Annotated in this window: 14 protein-coding genes; 8 read left to right on the top strand and 6 right to left on the bottom strand. The window is 69.7% G+C overall.

The window, feature by feature from the left end; genetic code table 11:
- The first annotated feature begins 79 nt into the window (after window positions 1-79).
- The 5 genes from ACIBST_RS38650 to ACIBST_RS38670 all read left to right on the top strand — a co-directional run bounded on the left by ACIBST_RS38650 (window position 80) and on the right by ACIBST_RS38670 (window position 8,966).
- On the top strand, window positions 80-1,651 hold the full coding sequence (locus ACIBST_RS38650) for an RDD family protein (protein ID WP_397178521.1): 1,572 nt from the start codon (window positions 80-82) through the stop codon (window positions 1,649-1,651).
- A 107-nt stretch (window positions 1,652-1,758) separates the two neighbouring features.
- Window positions 1,759-2,247 carry an RDD family protein gene (locus tag ACIBST_RS38655; protein WP_397178522.1) on the top strand — a complete coding sequence of 163 codons (489 nt, stop codon included), beginning with the start codon at window positions 1,759-1,761 and terminating at the stop codon, window positions 2,245-2,247.
- 525 nt (window positions 2,248-2,772) lie between these two features.
- Window positions 2,773-3,105, top strand: a complete 333-nt coding sequence (locus ACIBST_RS38660) for an Lsr2 family protein (RefSeq protein ID WP_125641669.1) — start codon at window positions 2,773-2,775, stop codon at window positions 3,103-3,105.
- 1,178 nt (window positions 3,106-4,283) lie between these two features.
- A complete protein-coding gene (locus ACIBST_RS38665) occupies window positions 4,284-6,785 on the top strand; it encodes an ATP-dependent Clp protease ATP-binding subunit (RefSeq protein ID WP_387671502.1) in 2,502 nt (833 codons plus the stop codon).
- A 1,242-nt stretch (window positions 6,786-8,027) separates the two neighbouring features.
- Window positions 8,028-8,966 carry a TIM barrel protein gene (locus ACIBST_RS38670; RefSeq protein ID WP_357702269.1) on the top strand — a complete coding sequence of 313 codons (939 nt, stop codon included), beginning with the start codon at window positions 8,028-8,030 and terminating at the stop codon, window positions 8,964-8,966.
- Between the two features lie 126 nt (window positions 8,967-9,092).
- On the opposite strand, the gene ACIBST_RS38675 is transcribed toward ACIBST_RS38670, so the two are convergent.
- Window positions 9,093-9,563: a MarR family winged helix-turn-helix transcriptional regulator gene (locus ACIBST_RS38675; RefSeq protein WP_352325873.1), complete on the bottom strand. Its 471-nt coding sequence runs from the start codon at window positions 9,561-9,563 to the stop codon at window positions 9,093-9,095.
- Window positions 9,564-9,676: 113 nt separating this feature from the next.
- Between ACIBST_RS38675 and ACIBST_RS38680 the strand changes: the two genes are divergently transcribed.
- Together ACIBST_RS38680 and ACIBST_RS38685 are read left to right on the top strand one after the other, a co-directional pair.
- A complete protein-coding gene (locus ACIBST_RS38680; protein WP_397178523.1) occupies window positions 9,677-10,000 on the top strand; it encodes a cupin domain-containing protein in 324 nt (107 codons plus the stop codon).
- 58 nt (window positions 10,001-10,058) lie between these two features.
- Complete coding sequence (locus tag ACIBST_RS38685; protein WP_397178524.1) at window positions 10,059-10,475, top strand: cupin domain-containing protein; 417 nt, start codon at window positions 10,059-10,061, stop codon at window positions 10,473-10,475.
- Between the two features lie 7 nt (window positions 10,476-10,482).
- On the opposite strand, the gene ACIBST_RS38690 is transcribed toward ACIBST_RS38685, so the two are convergent.
- On the bottom strand, window positions 10,483-11,358 hold the full coding sequence (locus tag ACIBST_RS38690) for an A/G-specific adenine glycosylase (RefSeq protein WP_397178525.1): 876 nt from the start codon (window positions 11,356-11,358) through the stop codon (window positions 10,483-10,485).
- Window positions 11,359-11,436: 78 nt separating this feature from the next.
- Between ACIBST_RS38690 and ACIBST_RS38695 the strand changes: the two genes are divergently transcribed.
- Window positions 11,437-12,108, top strand: a complete 672-nt coding sequence (locus ACIBST_RS38695; RefSeq protein WP_397178526.1) for a hypothetical protein — start codon at window positions 11,437-11,439, stop codon at window positions 12,106-12,108.
- Between the two features lie 11 nt (window positions 12,109-12,119).
- Here the strand turns inward: ACIBST_RS38695 and disA are convergent, their stop codons facing one another.
- Genes disA through ACIBST_RS38715 form a run of 4 tightly spaced genes read right to left on the bottom strand, consistent with a single transcriptional unit; the run spans window position 12,120 to window position 15,360 of the window.
- Window positions 12,120-13,220 (bottom strand): DNA integrity scanning diadenylate cyclase DisA, encoded by a 1,101-nt coding sequence (disA, locus tag ACIBST_RS38700; RefSeq protein ID WP_397178527.1) that lies wholly within the window; start codon window positions 13,218-13,220, stop codon window positions 12,120-12,122.
- A gap of 16 nt (window positions 13,221-13,236) precedes the next feature.
- Complete coding sequence (gene radA, locus ACIBST_RS38705; protein WP_397178528.1) at window positions 13,237-14,643, bottom strand: DNA repair protein RadA; 1,407 nt, start codon at window positions 14,641-14,643, stop codon at window positions 13,237-13,239.
- 37 nt (window positions 14,644-14,680) lie between these two features.
- Window positions 14,681-14,989, bottom strand: a complete 309-nt coding sequence (gene trxA / locus ACIBST_RS38710) for a thioredoxin (protein ID WP_352325882.1) — start codon at window positions 14,987-14,989, stop codon at window positions 14,681-14,683.
- Complete coding sequence (locus tag ACIBST_RS38715; protein ID WP_397178529.1) at window positions 14,986-15,360, bottom strand: MerR family transcriptional regulator; 375 nt, start codon at window positions 15,358-15,360, stop codon at window positions 14,986-14,988. The genes trxA and ACIBST_RS38715 overlap by 4 nt, the downstream gene beginning before the upstream one ends.
- Between the last annotated feature and the right edge of the window lie 57 nt (window positions 15,361-15,417).

Raw genomic sequence — 15,417 nt, forward strand, 5'->3', positions numbered from 1 at the left:
ATACCTATGTCGATACGTTGGGCAGCACAGGCATGTGTCCTGACACGTGCCACATGCGCACTCGAAGCGAGGTGACACGGTGAGCACCGGACAGCCGCCGTACCCACAGGACGATTCCGGCGAGAACCCCGAGTACGGGCAGCACCACGGCCGTCGGCCCGGTGAGCCCGACCCGGACGTGACTGTGGTCGGCTACCGGGCGGACGATGCCTTCGGCCAGCCCCCATACGGTCAGCAGCAGCAACAGGGCTATGGCCAGCAACAGCAGTACGGCCAGCAACAGCAGCAGTACGGCCAGCAGCAGGGCTACGGCCAGCAGCCCCAGTACGGCCAGCAGGCCGGCACGGGTCAGCAGGGCTACGGCCAGCAGCAGGGTTACGGTCAGCAGCCGCAGTCCTCGGGCCAGCAGTACACGCAGCCCGGCTACGGCCAGGAGGCCCAGTACGGCCAGCAGGCCGCCTCGGGCCAGCAGGGCTATGGCCAGCAGCAGGGTTACGGTCAGCAGCCGCAGTCCTCGGGCCAGCAGTACACGCAGCCCGGCTACGGCCAGGAGGCCCAGTACGGCCAGCAGGGTTACGGCCAGCAGCCCCCCTCCGGCCAGCAGTACGCCCAGCCCGGCTACGGCCAGCAGGCCGCCTCCGGTCAGCAGGGCTATGGCCAGGAGGCCCAGTACGGCCAGCAGGCCGGCTCGGGTCAGCAGGGCTACGGCCAGGACGCCCAGTACGGCCAGCAGGCCGCGTCGGGTCAGCAGGGCTACGGCCAGCAGCCCCAGTACGGCCAGCAGCCGCAGTCGCAGCCCGACTACGGTCAGCAGCAGGGCTACGGCCAGCAGCCGCAGTCCTCCGGCCAGCAGTACGCCCAGCCCGGCTACGGCCAGCAGGCCGCCTCCGGTCAGCAGGGCTACGGCCAGGAGGCCCAGTACGGCCAGCAGGGCTACGGCCAGCAGCCGCAGTCCGACTACGGCCAGCAGCAGGGCTACGGCCAGGACGCCCAGTACGGCCAGCAGGGCGGCTACGCCCAGCAGCAGTACGGCGACCAGCAGCAGGGTTACGGCCAGGCATACGGCCAGCAGCAGCAGTCGCAGCCCTACGGCCAGCCCGGCTACGGCCAGCCCTACGGTCAGCCCGTCGGCGTGCAGCCTCCTGGCGCTCCGGCCCCCCTGGCGGAGTGGTGGCAGCGTCTGGTCGCGAGGATCATCGACGGCGTCATCCTCGGCGTCGTGAACTTCGTGGTCAGCCTCATCCTGGGCCTGTTCGCGATCGGTTACGACTCGGCGACCGGCTCGACCTCCGGCATCCTGTCGGGCTTCGTCATCGGCATCCTGTCGGCGATCGTGACGACCGCCGTCTGGGTCTGCTACGAGTTCTTCCTGACGAAGATGAACGGCCAGACGGTCGGCAAGATGGTCATGGGGATCAAGGTCGTGCCGGTGGGCCAGGCCCTGCCTCCTGGCGGGCTCGCGTCCGACCTGGCGATCAAGCGCGCCGGCGTCACCTGGGGCGGCTACATCCTGAGCGTCATCCCGTTCCTCGGCCCGCTGCTCGCCTGGGCGTGCGTCGCGGTCAACGGCGCCTCGCAGCTGTGGGACAAGCCGCTGCAGCAGACGTTCGCGGACAAGTTCGCGGGCACGGTGGTCGTGAAGATCAAGTAATCCCGCGTCAGCGTAAAACAGGGGCCGGCTTCCCGCCGGCCTCTGTTTTGTGTGTGCGGGGCGTACCAAAATGGGGGGGGACGACCGCCGACCACGTGAGGTGGGATATGGCCGGGACACCGTCGTGGCCGGGCGCCGTGCCCGCGGAATGGTGGGAACGCCTCGCCGCCCGCTTCATTGAGGCGCTGGTCTTCGGGGTCTTCTATTACATTCTGTTCATCGCGCTGTGGGGCGTCTTCCGAACTGTCGGGATGGCGGAGGCGTTCGAGGGGCGGCTGCCCGGCCTCTTGGCCTGGTTCCTGGCCGGTCTGGGTTATACCGCCTATGACTGGCGGGCCCATTGCCTGCGCCGGCGGACCTTCGGCCAGGCGATCATGAGGATTCGCCTGGCGCCGGACGACCTTCCGCGTGGCGCCCTGCTGAAACGGGCCCTGGTCTATCCCGGGCCTGTCATGCTGATGGGCATTCCGGTGGTCAATCTGCTGGCCGGAATGCTGCTGTTCGGCGTCGGGCTGCTCATCCTGATCGACAAGCCGTTGGAGCGCGGGCCGCATGACAGGCTGGCCGGAACGCGGGTGGTAAAAGATCTTCGTTGAGGCATCCGCACCTGGGAAGATGCCTTTTCGCAAAATTTTCCCTTGATCCGGTAAGGAGCCTGGAGAGACTGGCATTAGGCTATGGGACGTCCGGGTTGCCGGATGTCGGTGCCCCTGCTCCCTGAGGGCGACTGTGTGTGGCTATGGTCGGTTCCGGGTGAGTTGTCACCTAGGCGTCATGAGCGTCCGGCGTGCTCCCGCAGGTCCCGCAGGTCGCGCCGGGATGCGTATTTAGCGCCCCCGAAACCCTGCTAGCCCTGGAGGCGAGGACGAATGGAAGCCGTAACAGACGTATTGTCAGCGCTCATCCCCCCGGTCGTGGTCGGCGGCGCCTTCATCTTTGGCGCGGTGAAGTTGCTGCGATCGGAGGCCGCCGGCCGACGGGCAAACCACCAGGATCAGGCCGAGAACCAGAACTGATCTGCCAGTCAGCCGAATCCCCGTAGCGCTGAATTGTCTCCGCGCCTTTCCGGGTATATGTTTGGGCGAGCGAATGAAACAATGCTCCGGGAAAGGATTGCGTAGATGGCCAAGCAGATCCAGGAGATTCTCATCGATGACCTCGATGGGGGCGAGGCCAATGAGACGGTCAGCTTCGCTATTGACGGCTCCTCCTATGAGATTGACCTCAGCGACGTTAACGCCAAGAAGCTGAGGGACGCACTCACGCCTTTCGTGCAGCACGCCCGCAGGGCAGGAGCCGTGTCCGCCCGTCGCCGTGGTCGCGGCGGCAACCGTGCGATGAGCCGCGAGAAGAGCTCGGAGATCCGGCAGTGGGCCAAGGCCCACGGTCTGCCGGTCAGCGAGCGCGGCAGGATCGCCTCCACCGTCGTGGAGAAGTACGAAGCGGCTCACTGAGCCTCGTCGAGAGAGCCATCTCCTGACCATGCGCTTATGCCGTTCGCCTAGGACCCCGGCGAGCGCCATAAGCGCATGATCGTTTTTGTGGGGAGTTCGCGAATCCCCTGACCGCTTGTTGATCTTCTAATTCGCCCAAATGTGGGCGTATTGACCACTCGTATCGTGTCGCCGGACAAGACGCCGCGCGGGAGTGGAACGTGCCGGGCTTTGCGGTCGGCGTCCGTGTCAATTTCCCGGGCGCCGCCGGGCTCGCCGCCGTCTTCGTCACCCGCGTTCGCCGCCCGTGTTCGTCACCCGCGTTCGTCACCCGTGTTCGTCACCCGTGTTCGTCAGCCGCGGCCGGAACGGGCCAATGCCGTCACCCGCCGCAATCTTCCGTTCCCGGCTCCTGCGGCGTACGCGCAAAGCGGTGACGCTCCGCCACGCAAACGGGCGGCCGGTCCTTCCCGAAGCGCCGTCGTAAGCCCTCTTCCGGTACCGGGTACTTCCGCCTTCTTACGGTCTTGTGCGGGGTTCTCGGCGCTTGTCGGTGCTTGTTCGAGGCTCTCTTGGGGCCTCTGTTCGGGCCTCTCTTCGAGCTTCTCGGTGGGCCGGGCCGGGGACGGCCGGCAAAACGCGGGCGTGCGGCTGGTGGGACACCGTGGAAAACCGGTGGCCTCTCCCGTGTGCCGCGCATTGTCCCGTCGCAGGACCCCCGTGCGCACCGGCGATCGGTAACCCGGCTGACCCGATGGGGAATAGGCACGGGGTGCGTTGCGTGCCGAGTTGTGCTCAGGGCGTAGCGCCCGCGCTTGGACGCGGTTTGGAGCAGCACATACGATGATTACGTAACAGATACGGGCGCGGGCATCGGGAGATGCGTGGCCGGCGGGCACCCCAAGGCCGGCTTCGCCCCGGCGTCCGACGGCCGATCCGTGTTGGTCCGCCCTGGGCCGCGGGCGTCGAATTCCAGGCGCTTCCGGGAAGCGCCTAAACATCGTTCGCTTGCGGCGTATCGGGAACACGTCACCCCCGAACAGTAGTTGGATAGAGGGTGAACGCCCTGCTCTCGGGGAACGTCTCTGCTATAGAGCGTGTCAGCGGCAGTGGGCACGGTTCGCCGAGCCAGGGCTAGCATGCGGGATGACGGGACCGGATTTACCGGCCTGACTGACCGCTCTGTGAGGAGCGACGAGATGTTCGAGAGGTTCACCGACCGAGCGAGGCGTGTTGTCGTCTTGGCCCAAGAAGAGGCCAGGATGCTCAACCACAACTACATCGGCACTGAGCACATTCTTCTTGGTTTGATCCATGAAGGTGAGGGCGTAGCCGCCAAGGCTCTGGAGAGCCTCGGCATCAGCCTTGAGGGTGTGCGCCAGCAGGTCGAGGAGATCATCGGCCAGGGCCAGTCGGCTCCGTCGGGGCACATTCCGTTCACCCCGCGGGCCAAGAAGGTCCTCGAGCTGTCGCTCCGTGAGGCTTTGCAGCTGGGTCACAACTACATCGGCACCGAGCACATCCTGCTCGGGCTCATCCGCGAGGGTGAGGGTGTGGCCGCCCAGGTGCTGGTCAAGCTTGGAGCTGATCTCAACCGTGTCCGGCAGCAGGTCATCCAGTTGCTCCACGGTTACCAGGGCAAGGAGCCGGCCGCCGCGGGTGGTCCCCAGGAGTCGGCGCCGTCCACGTCCCTGGTGCTCGACCAGTTCGGCCGCAACCTGACCCAGGCGGCCCGCGAGGGCAAGCTCGACCCGGTCATCGGCCGTGAGAAGGAGATCGAGCGGGTCATGCAGGTCCTCTCCCGGAGGACCAAGAACAACCCGGTACTGATCGGCGAGCCCGGCGTCGGCAAGACCGCCGTCGTCGAGGGCCTGTCGCAGAAGATCGTCAGGGGCGAGGTGCCCGAGACGCTGAAGGACAAGCAGCTCTACACGCTTGACCTCGGCGCCCTGGTCGCCGGCTCCCGCTACCGCGGTGACTTCGAAGAGCGCCTGAAGAAGGTGCTCAAGGAGATCCGCACGCGCGGCGACATCATCCTGTTCATCGACGAGCTTCACACGCTCGTCGGCGCGGGCGCCGCCGAGGGCGCGATCGACGCCGCCAGCATCCTCAAGCCGATGCTGGCCCGTGGCGAGCTGCAGACGATCGGCGCCACCACCCTCGACGAGTACCGCAAGTACCTCGAGAAGGACGCCGCGCTGGAGCGCCGCTTCCAGCCGATCCAGGTGGCCGAGCCCTCTCTCAGCCACACGATCGAGATCCTCAAGGGTCTGCGCGACCGCTACGAGGCCCACCACCGCGTCTCCATCACCGACGACGCCCTGGTGGCCGCCGCGCAGCTGGCCGACCGCTACATCAGCGACCGCTACCTGCCCGACAAGGCGATCGACCTCATCGACGAGGCCGGTTCCCGGATGCGCATCCGCCGGATGACCGCTCCGCCGGACCTGCGCGAGTACGACGAGAAGATCGCCAACGTCCGCCGCGACAAGGAGTCCGCGATCGACGCGCAGGACTTCGAGAAGGCCGCTGCGCTCCGCGACCAGGAGAAGCAGCTCCAGCTCAAGCGCGAGCGGCGGGAGAAGGAGTGGAAGGCCGGCGACATGGACGTCGTGGCTGAGGTCACCCAGGAGCTCATCGCAGAGGTCCTGGCGACCGCCACCGGCATCCCGGTCTTCAAGCTGACCGAGGAGGAGTCCCAGCGCCTGCTCCGCATGGAGGACGAGCTCCACAAGCGGATCATCGGCCAGGACGACGCCATCAAGGGCCTGTCGCGGTCCATCCGGCGTACCCGCGCCGGTCTGAAGGACCCGCGCCGTCCCGGTGGCTCGTTCATCTTCGCGGGCCCGTCCGGTGTCGGTAAGACCGAGCTGTCCAAGGCTCTGGCGGAGTTCCTCTTCGGCGACGAAGACGCTCTGATCAGCCTGGACATGTCGGAGTTCATGGAGAAGCACACCGTCTCCAGGCTGTTCGGCTCGCCTCCCGGCTACGTCGGCTACGAGGAGGGCGGCCAGCTCACCGAGAAGGTGCGGCGCAAGCCGTTCTCCGTGGTCCTGTTCGACGAGATCGAGAAGGCCCACCCCGACATCTTCAACTCGCTGCTGCAGATCCTGGAGGACGGTCGCCTGACCGACGCCCAGGGCCGCGTGGTCGACTTCAAGAACACGGTCATCATCATGACCACCAACCTCGGCACCCGTGACATCTCCAAGGGCATCGGGGTCGGGTTCGCGAAGTCCAACGACACCGAGTCCAACTACGAGCGGATGAAGGCGAAGGTCCAGGAGGAGCTCAAGCAGCACTTCCGTCCCGAGTTCCTCAACCGTGTCGACGACATCGTGGTCTTCCACCAGCTGACGCCGAACGAGATCATCAAGATCGTCGATCTGATGCTCGCTCAGGTCGACGCCAGGCTGAAGGACCGCGACATGGGTCTCGAGGTCTCGCCGGAGGCCAAGCAGCTGCTCGCCGACCGCGGTTACGACCCGGTCATGGGCGCCCGGCCGCTGCGCCGTACGATCCAGCGCGAGCTGGAGGACTCCCTGTCCGAGAAGATCCTCTACGGCGAGCTCCGTCCGGGGCAGGTCGTGAAGGTGACGATCGAGGGCGAAGGCGACAACGCCAAGTTCGTCTTCAAGGGCGAGTCCGCCTCGACGGTCCCGGACTCGGCGGCGGCGATCGCCGCGCCGATCCAGCACTGATCACCCACCCACCGAAAACCCCCGCCCCGGCGGGGGTTTTCGCATTTCCCACCCCCTGCCCCCGCTCCCCACCTCCCCACCCCGACTCCGGCCCAGCTCTCGACCCCGGCCCAGCTCCCGACCTGCGGCTTTGGCCCTGGCTTCGGCTCCCGGCTTCGGCCCTGGCTTGCGGCCCTGGCTTCGGCTCCGCCTCGGCTCTCGACCGCGGCTGCGGCTCCTGATCCCGGCCCGGCTCCCGACCTGCGGCTTCGGCTCCGGCTTCGGCTCCTGGCTCCGGCCGCTGGCCGCGCCACTCCGGTTCACGACCGCGGCTCCGGCTCCTGACCCCGGCCCTGGCCTCGGTCTTGGGGGCTGGGCCTTGGCTTCGGCCCTGGCTTCCGATCCGCCCCCGCCCCCACCCCGGCCCCCGCCCCCGCCCCCGACCTGGACCGTCGACCGGGTGCTGGGGCTGCAGTGCCGCATGTCTTCAGGGGCCAGCGTTCTGCGGAGCCCTTCTTCAGGTGCTGGTTCTCTGTGGCGCCGTTGTTGGTTCAGGTGTGTGTTCTTTGCGGCGGGGCCGGGCGGGACGAGACGCCGTACGCGGCTGAGGGCCTCTTGGGAACGGGATCGACGCCTGCATGTGGCTGGCGGCTGGCTTCTGTGGCGCTGTCTTCGGCTTTGGGTGTTGGTTTCTTACTGCGGGGTCGGGGGGCCTTGGCGCCGTGCGTCGCTATGGGCTGCAAGGTGGTCCGCTGGGGCTGTTTGGGGGTTCTGTGTGGGTGCTGCGTGTTGGGTTGCGGGTGCGGCTTTCTTGCGGCGCGTGGGTGGGGCGGCCAGGTGTGCGTGGCTGAGGGCCTCAGAGGGGCGAGGGTGGAGCCCGTGCGGGGAGGCTGGTCGTGACGCGCGTGTATCCCGGGTGCGGGGGCCGTTCTGGCCGTCGATGAGAGGGCCGGGCCCCTTGTTCGCCCTTCATGGGCGGCTGCGGCGGCGTTGGGTTCGGGGGGCTGGGGTGGGTTGTTGCTTAATTGTTGGATGGGTGGGTACGCCGCCACCGGTAGTAGTACTACACTGCGTAGAGCATCGCCAAGTCTCATCCAAGTGATCCGCAAGAGCGTGTTCCTAGAGTCGGACCTGCTCCCTGGGGAGTAGTAAGGAATCAACTCAGGGCGGACGCGTGCGCCACCCGGAAGCAGGCATGCTCACACAGGGTTCGCGCGTCTGAGGCGGGCGACGGGAACACTCAAGCAAGCCGTGGAGGAACCGATGCGCCTGCGTCACAACGACGGAACGCTCGTTCACCTCGCCTACAACGCAGGCATCCACCCTGCCGAGGACCTGGAGAACCTGATCGCGCACCTGACCCGCTACGCGGTGCCGGTGCGCAAGAGGCTGGGCGTGGAGCGGATGGGCATCGGGCTGTGGTTGTCGCCCGGCGTCGCCGACCACCTCACGGCCGACCGCATCGAGCTCGTACGGCTGCGCCGCTCCCTGGAGGAGCGCGGCCTGGAGGTCGTCAGCCTCAACGGCACCGGCGGGCGCAACCAGGAAGTGCCCGGCCCCGACTGGGCCAAGCCCGAGCGCTACCGCTACACCATGGCGCTGGCCAAGATCCTGGCCTTCCTGCTGCCCGACGACGTACGGTTCGGCAGCATCTCGACGATCCCGATCGGCTGGCGCCGCGACTGGCCCGCCGACCTGCACGCCATCGCCACCCGCCGCCTGGAGCGGCTGGCCCGCGAACTGCGCGGCATCTACAGCGTGACCGGGAAGACCATCAGGGTCGGCTTCGAGCCGTGGCCGGGGTGCGTCCTGGAGACGACCGAGCAGGCGCTGGAGCGGGTGGGCGGCATCGACTCCGAGCACCTGGGCGTGTGCCTGGACGCCTGTCACCTCGCCTGCGGGGCCGAGGAGCCCGGCGCGGCGCTGAAGGGGCTGGCGGAGGCCGGTGCGCCCGTCGTCAAGCTGGGGCACGTGCACAACCACACGGGCGAGACGCCGAGCACCGGCGCGGTGCTGCACGACACGCTGACCGCGATGCTGTCGGGCGCGGTCAGCGGGAGCGCGCACATCGAGGTCGAGACGCACAACCTGTTCGTGCCGGGGCGCGCGAAGGGGCCGGGCGCGCTGGTGTCGCTGCTGGCCGAGGAGCTGGCCTGGGCCCGTACGAACCTGACCAGCCTCGGCCTGCAACTGGCCGCCTGACCAGCCTGGGCCCGTGCGAACCCGCCCAGCCTCGGCCTGTCCAAACCTGACTGGTCTGGGCGTGCGGCTGGCCGCCCAGGCTGGGGTCGTGCGGACCTGATCGGCCTCGGTCGGTGGCTGGGATGTTCAGAGGCCGGCGAACCAGCCTGGTGTGTCCAGGCGCCACATGTTCGCCGGTGTCATCCTGCGCAGATCCGACTCAAGGGCCCGCAGGCGGTCCTCGCCCAGCTCCGCGGCCCATCGGGCGCGCAGGTCGTCGAAGATGCGGGCTGAGCGGTCGAGTGCGTCGACGCCGCGGGGTGTGAGGCGCACGATCTTGCGCCGGGTGTCGAAGTCGTCCCTGGTGCGCTCGACGTAGCCGGCGCGTTCCAGGGTCTCGATCGTCTTGCCCGCGGCCTGCTTGGACACGCCGAGGGTGCGGCCCAGGTCGACGGCGGTCGTGCCGCGGGTGCCGATCGCCTGCATGACGAACCCGTGGTTCGGACGGAGGTCCGGATGGCCCTGGCGGGCCAGCTCGGCGTGCAGCTCGTCGATGAGCGTGCGGAAGGCCAGCAGAAGTCGTAGAGGCAGTTCGAAGCCTGGGGTGTCGCTTGACAAGATAGACAACCTGGTTAACTATATAGACAATGTAGTTGCCTATCTTAAGGGGTTCGAGCGTGTCTGTCATTCGTGACGCGGATTCCCGGCGTTCCGAGACCCCCTCCGGGGTCATGACCACCTTTGCCTCGCCGACGCAGGGCGGGGCCTCCCGCTCGCTCTGGCGGGTCGACGCGAAGCCGGGCGCGCAGGGCCCCCGGCACGACTTCGACAGCGAGCAGGTGTGGAGCTGGCTGTCCGGCGGGGCCACCGTCGAGCTGGGCGACGAGCGCTTCGAGGTCGGGCCGGGCGACACCGTCGTCATGCCCGCCCACGTGATGCGCTGGGTGCTGGCCGACGCGGAGGCCGGTTACGCGGCCGTCGTCACCGCCGCCGCGGACGCCAGGGCCCTCAGCGCCGAGGGCGGCGACCTCGGCACCCCGCCGTGGATCGCCTGATCACCACCGGAGCCGGCCGGCGCGCAGCCGTGCCCGCCACAGAGAAGGAGCTTGTGTGATGCCTGTCGTCATGTCCGCCGACGCCCGTGCGGTCCGTACGCCCAACGCCCTGATGACCACGCTCGCCTCGCCCACCCAGGGCCGGGCCGGGCAGGTCATGTGGCGGGTGGACGCCGACCCCGGCATGGAGGGCCCGGTGCACGCCGCCGACCGCGAGCTGGTGTGGACCTGGCTGGCCGGCGGCGCGGTCGTCGAGCTGGGCGGCGAGCGGTTCGAGGTCGGGGCGGGCGACACCATGGTCCTGCCGGCCGACGTGAGCCGGCAGATGTTCGCCGACCCCGAGCACGGGTTCGTCTCGATCGTGGTCGCGCCGCCGGGGGTGGAGGTCTACAACCCCGATGGCGAGTCCGCGCCCGACGCCTGCGACCTCGCGCCGAAGGGCACGGACCGCACCGTGCCCCCGTGGATGGCCTAACGACCGCTCAGGAGTGGGGCAGCCGGTACGTGCCGTCGTCGAGCACCTCGGCCAGGCCGTCGGCGACGAGGCCGTCGAGGGCGCGTTCGCGCTGGATCGCGTCGTCCCACACCACGTCGAGGGCCGCCTTCGGCACCGGGCCGTGGGCCGCGCGAAGCACCGCGAGCAGGCGGCCGCGGCACTGGCGGTCGGTGCCGGCGTACGTCTGGCCCTTGCGGGCAGGGCCGGTGTGGGGTGGTTTGCCGGCCAGCCGCCACGCGCACAGGTCGGCGATCGGGCAGTCGGCGCAGCGCGGCGAACGGGCCGTGCAGACCAGCGCGCCCAGCTCCATCACCGCCACGCCCCAGCGCGCCGCGCCCAGCTCGGGCAGCAGCGCCTCGGCCAGCCGCCGCTCTGCGGCCGAGGTGGCCGTGGGCGGGTACTCCTCGGCCCGTACGGCCCGCGCGAACACCCGCCGCACGTTGGTGTCCAGGACGGCGTGCCGGCCGCCGTACGCGAAGCTGGCGACCGCGGCGGCGGTGTACTCGCCGATGCCCGGCAGGGCCAGCAGCGTCGCGTGGTCGGCGGGCACCTCGCCGCCGTGCTCGTCGGCGATGGCGCGGGCGCAGGCGTGCAGGCGCAGCGCCCGGCGCGGATAACCGAGCCGGCCCCAATGCCGTACGGCCTCGCCCGGCGGCTCGGCGGCCAGCGACTTGGGAGTGGGCCAGCGGGCCATCCACTCCAGCCACACCGGCAGGACGCGGACGACCGGGGTCTGCTGCAGCATGATCTCGCTGACCAGCACTCCCCACGGGGTCGCGTCGTCGGCGCGCCAGGGGAGGTCTCGGGCGTTGTCCTCGTACCAGTCCAGAACGGGGGCGTGCAGGAGGTTCGGCTCAACCACGCGGTCAAGCGTATTCGTAGACGGGCTCGTTCGGCGTGTCGTCACTGTTGGTAGCCGATCAATTACCATGCTGTGCCTATGGATCCGGATTCGATGGGTGGCGACGGCGGTGACGTCTACTGGCGGCGTCGCATGAGCGTGCTGGTGGCCGTGCTCGTCGTGGTGGCCGTGGTGGCGTGGGCGTGCTCCAGCGGGGGCTCCGGGCCGGAACGCTCGTCCAGCGCGCAGAGCTCACCGAGCGCGACGCCCGCCACCGATCCGCTGCTCGCGGGCCTGCGCACGCTCGCCATGGGGACGGCCAGCCCGTCGCCCACCCCCGCGCCCAAGGAGAGCCCGGCCGCCAAGCCGAGGCGGCCGGGGGAGCCGTGCCCGCAGGACAGCCTGGTGCTGAGCCTCCAGGGCGGCAAGGAGCCGATCTACACCGGCGCGGCGCGGCCGAGCTTCATCGTCACGCTGGTCAACACCGGGCCGGTGATGTGCACGGCCGACGTCGGGCCGCGGGCCATGGAGATCCGCATCACCTCGGGCGCCGACCGCATCTGGTCCACCGCCGACTGCGTCAGCGGGGTGGGCACCGAGGTCAGGGAGCTGCAGCGCGGGATCCCGTACGTGCGCACCCTGGAGTGGGACCGGCGCCGGTCGAGCGCCGACTGCCGCTCGACCCCGGCCTCCGCCCTGCCCGGCACGTACGTGGCCACCGCCCGCATGGGCGCGCTGCGCAGCGGCAAGGGCGTCTTCCACCTGCGATGAGCGGCCCGGCCTCAGACGTAACGTTCGAGGATCGACGACTCCGCCAGGCGGGACAGGCCCTCGCGGACGCTGCGGGCGCGCGACTCGCCGACGCCGCCCACCTCCTGGAGGTCGTCGATGCTGGCCGCCAGCAGCTTCTGCAGGCCGCCGAAGTGGTTGACCAGGCGGTCGACCACCGTGGCGGGCAGCCGGGGCACCTTGGCCAGCAGCCGGAAGCCGCGCGGGCTCACCGGGCTGTCGAGCCGCTCGGCGCCGCCGTGGCCCAGCACGTGCGCCACGGCCGACAGGTCGAGCAGCTCGGAGCCCGACAGGTGGTCGAGGTCGTGCAGGGCCTCGACCAGGCGCTTCTGGCGGCGGCTCGCGGGGGCCGGCAGGTAGTCGCGCACGACCAGCTCGCGCTCGGAGTCGACGCCCGCCACCAGCTCGTCGAGCTGCAACGACAGCAGCCGGCCGTCGGTGCCGAGCTCGACCACGTAGCCCTTGATCTCGTCGGAGATGCGCCGGACCATCTCCAGGCGCTGGGCCACCGCCGACACGTCGCGAACGGTGACGAGGTCTTCGATCTCCAGCGCCGACAGGGTGCCGGAGACCTCGTCGAGCCGGTGCTTGTAGCGCTCAAGGGTGGCCAGGGCCTGGTTGGCCTTGGACAGGATGGCCGCCGACTCCTCCAGCACGTAGCGGATGCCGTCGAGGTAGAGGGCGATGATCCGCATGGACTTGCTGATCGCGATGATGGGCAGGCCCGTCTGCCTGGCCACGCGCTGGGCGGTGCGGTGGCGGGTGCCCGACTCGTCGGTGGGGATCGCGGGGTCGGGGACGAGGTGCACGGCCGCGCGCACGATCTTCTGGTCGTTGCTCACCACGATCGCGCCGTCCATCTTGGCCAGCTCGCGCAGGCGGGTGGCCGAGAACTCGACGTCGAGCTCGAAGCCGCCGCTGCAGACCTCTTCGACGGTCCTGTTGTGGCCGAGCACGATCAGGCCGCCGGTCTGCCCGCGCAGGATGCGCTCCAGGCCGTCGCGCAGCGGAGTGCCCGGCGCCACAGCGGCCAAAGCGTCGCGACGGCGGTCGTCAAGACTCCTGTCCACCTGACCCCCGTGTCGATTGGTCACGCCCAGCTTAGCCGTGCTATGTGACGTGCGTGAGTGCGTCCCAGACGTTCTCGGCCTGGACGACCTCGAACCCGGGGGCGAACGCCACCGGCCCGACGGGCACCAGAGCCCGCTGCCCGTTGCGCTTCCCGGCGCCCGTCTCCAGGGATCCGGCGGGCACGAGCGCCCGCTTGAACCCCAGCCTGGACGCCTCCGTCAGCCGCCTGCGCACGTCTTTGACCGGACGCAGCTCGCCCGCCAGGCCCACCTCGCCGAGCGCCACCAGACCGGGCGGCAGCGGCTTGTCGCCCGCGGCGCTCGCGACGGCGAGCATGACCGCCAGGTCGACGGCCGGATCGGCCAGCTTGATGCCGCCCACGGTGGCGGTGAACACGTCGCAGCCGCCGAGCCGGGCGTTGAGCCGGCGCTCCAGCACGGCGAGGATCATCTGGACGCGGTAGGTGTCGAGCCCCGAGGACGTGCGCCGCGGCTGCTGGGCCTCGGTGCGGGCCACGAGCGCCTGCACCTCGGCGGGCAGCGGGCGGGTGCCCTCGACGGTGACGGTGACGCAGGTGCCGGCGACCGGCTCGCTGCGCCGCGAGACGAACAGCCCGCTCGGGTCGGTGATGCCCTCGATGCCGCGCTCGTGCAGGTCGAAGCAGCCGACCTCGTCGGTGGGGCCGAACCTGTTCTTGATCGCGCGGACCATGCGCAGCCTGGAGTGGCGGTCGCCCTCGAAGTTGAGCACGACGTCGACCAGGTGTTCGAGGGTGCGCGGGCCGGCGATCGAGCCCTCTTTGGTGACGTGGCCCACGAGGACCGTGGCGAGGTTGCGCTCCTTGGCCATGCGCACCAGGTTGGCGGCCACCTCGCGCACCTGGGTCACGCCGCCGGGCACGCCCGTGGCCTGGGCCGAGCCGACCGTCTGGACCGAGTCGACCACCAGCAGGCTGGGCTCGACCTTGTCGACGTGGGTGATCAGCGCCGAGAGCTCGGTCTCGGCGGCGAGGTAGAGGTTGTCCTGGATGGCACCGATGCGGTCGGCCCGCAGGCGCACCTGGGCCGCCGACTCCTCGCCCGTCACGTAGAGGACGGTGGTGCGCTCGGCGATGCGGGCCGCGGCCTCCAGCAGCAGCGTGGACTTGCCGATGCCGGGCTCGCCGGCCAGCAGCACCACCGCGCCGGGCACCAGGCCGCCGCCGAGCACCCGGTCGAGCTCGCTCACCCCGGTGGTGCGGGCCGCGGCCACCTCGGCCTTGACCTGGCCGATGGGCAGCGCGGGCCCGGTGGTCGCGCCGCCCTGGACGACGTTGACGCCGGCGCGCGCGCCCTCCTCGTCGACAGTGCCCCACGCCTGGCACTCGCCGCACCTGCCGACCCACTTGCTGGTGCGCCAGCCGCACTCGGCACAGCGGTAACCGGGCTTCTGCGCTGTCTTGGCCATGTCGAGCAGGCTAGCGGCCCGTGCCGACAATCCTCGACTACCGCGTGAGGCCCAGTTCCTGCACCAGCAGGCGCTTGGGACGCGCGCCCACGATCTGCCTGACGGGCTCGCCGTTCTCGAACAGCAGCAGCGTGGGCAGGCCCATCACGCCGTAGCGGGACATGATCTCGGGGTTCTCGTCGGTGTTGAGCTTGCCGATGGCCAGGCCGTGCTCGGCCTCGATCTCGTCCAGGACGGGGGCCACCATGCGGCACGGCGGGCACCACTCGGCCCAGAAGTCGACCAGCACCGGCTTGTCGCTCTTGAGCACCTGCTCCTCGAAGTTGTCGGTGGTCAACGTGATCATTTGTCTCCCCTTACGAAGCAGCCGGGACACGACTGGGCGAGCTGGGCGGCGACCTCGGCGCGGCGGGCGAGCAGCACCCGGATCTCCTCGTCGATCTGCATGATCTTGCGCTGGTAGACCTCGACGGACTCCCGGCAGGAACCGCCCGTGCTGTGGCCCGAGCGCAGGCAGTCGACGAAGGGACGGGTGTCCTCCAGCGTGAAGCCGACCGAGAGCAGCGACCGGATCTCGGCCACCAGCTTGACGTCCTCCTCGGCGTACTCGCGGTAGCCGTTGGGGCCGCGTCTGGCCGAGAGCAGGCCGTGCTGCTCGTAGTAGCGGAGTGAACGGGTGCTCACCCCGGTGCGTTCCGCCAGCTCCCCGATGCGCATGCCACCACGGTAAACGTTGACGCCGACGTCAATGTCAAGCCCGCGAGGGAGCGCCGT

Origin of the sequence: Nonomuraea sp. NPDC049684, assembly GCF_044465345.1 — a bacterium.
In the GTDB taxonomy this organism is placed as follows: domain Bacteria; phylum Actinomycetota; class Actinomycetes; order Streptosporangiales; family Streptosporangiaceae; genus Nonomuraea.

Excerpts from the sequence above, each read along its gene's own strand:
- radA (WP_397178528.1), bottom strand. The coding sequence starts at position 14,643 with ATGGCCAAGACAGCGCAGAAGCCCGGTTACCGCTGTGCCGAGTGCGGC.
- ACIBST_RS38670 (WP_357702269.1), top strand. The coding sequence starts at position 8,028 with ATGCGCCTGCGTCACAACGACGGAACGCTCGTTCACCTCGCCTACAAC.
- ACIBST_RS38660 (WP_125641669.1), top strand. The coding sequence starts at position 2,773 with ATGGCCAAGCAGATCCAGGAGATTCTCATCGATGACCTCGATGGGGGC.
- ACIBST_RS38655 (WP_397178522.1), top strand. The coding sequence starts at position 1,759 with ATGGCCGGGACACCGTCGTGGCCGGGCGCCGTGCCCGCGGAATGGTGG.
- ACIBST_RS38695 (WP_397178526.1), top strand. The coding sequence starts at position 11,437 with ATGGATCCGGATTCGATGGGTGGCGACGGCGGTGACGTCTACTGGCGG.
- ACIBST_RS38680 (WP_397178523.1), top strand. The coding sequence starts at position 9,677 with ATGACCACCTTTGCCTCGCCGACGCAGGGCGGGGCCTCCCGCTCGCTC.
- ACIBST_RS38715 (WP_397178529.1), bottom strand. The coding sequence starts at position 15,360 with ATGCGCATCGGGGAGCTGGCGGAACGCACCGGGGTGAGCACCCGTTCA.
- ACIBST_RS38685 (WP_397178524.1), top strand. The coding sequence starts at position 10,059 with ATGCCTGTCGTCATGTCCGCCGACGCCCGTGCGGTCCGTACGCCCAAC.
- ACIBST_RS38665 (WP_387671502.1), top strand. The coding sequence starts at position 4,284 with ATGTTCGAGAGGTTCACCGACCGAGCGAGGCGTGTTGTCGTCTTGGCC.
- trxA (WP_352325882.1), bottom strand. The coding sequence starts at position 14,989 with ATGATCACGTTGACCACCGACAACTTCGAGGAGCAGGTGCTCAAGAGC.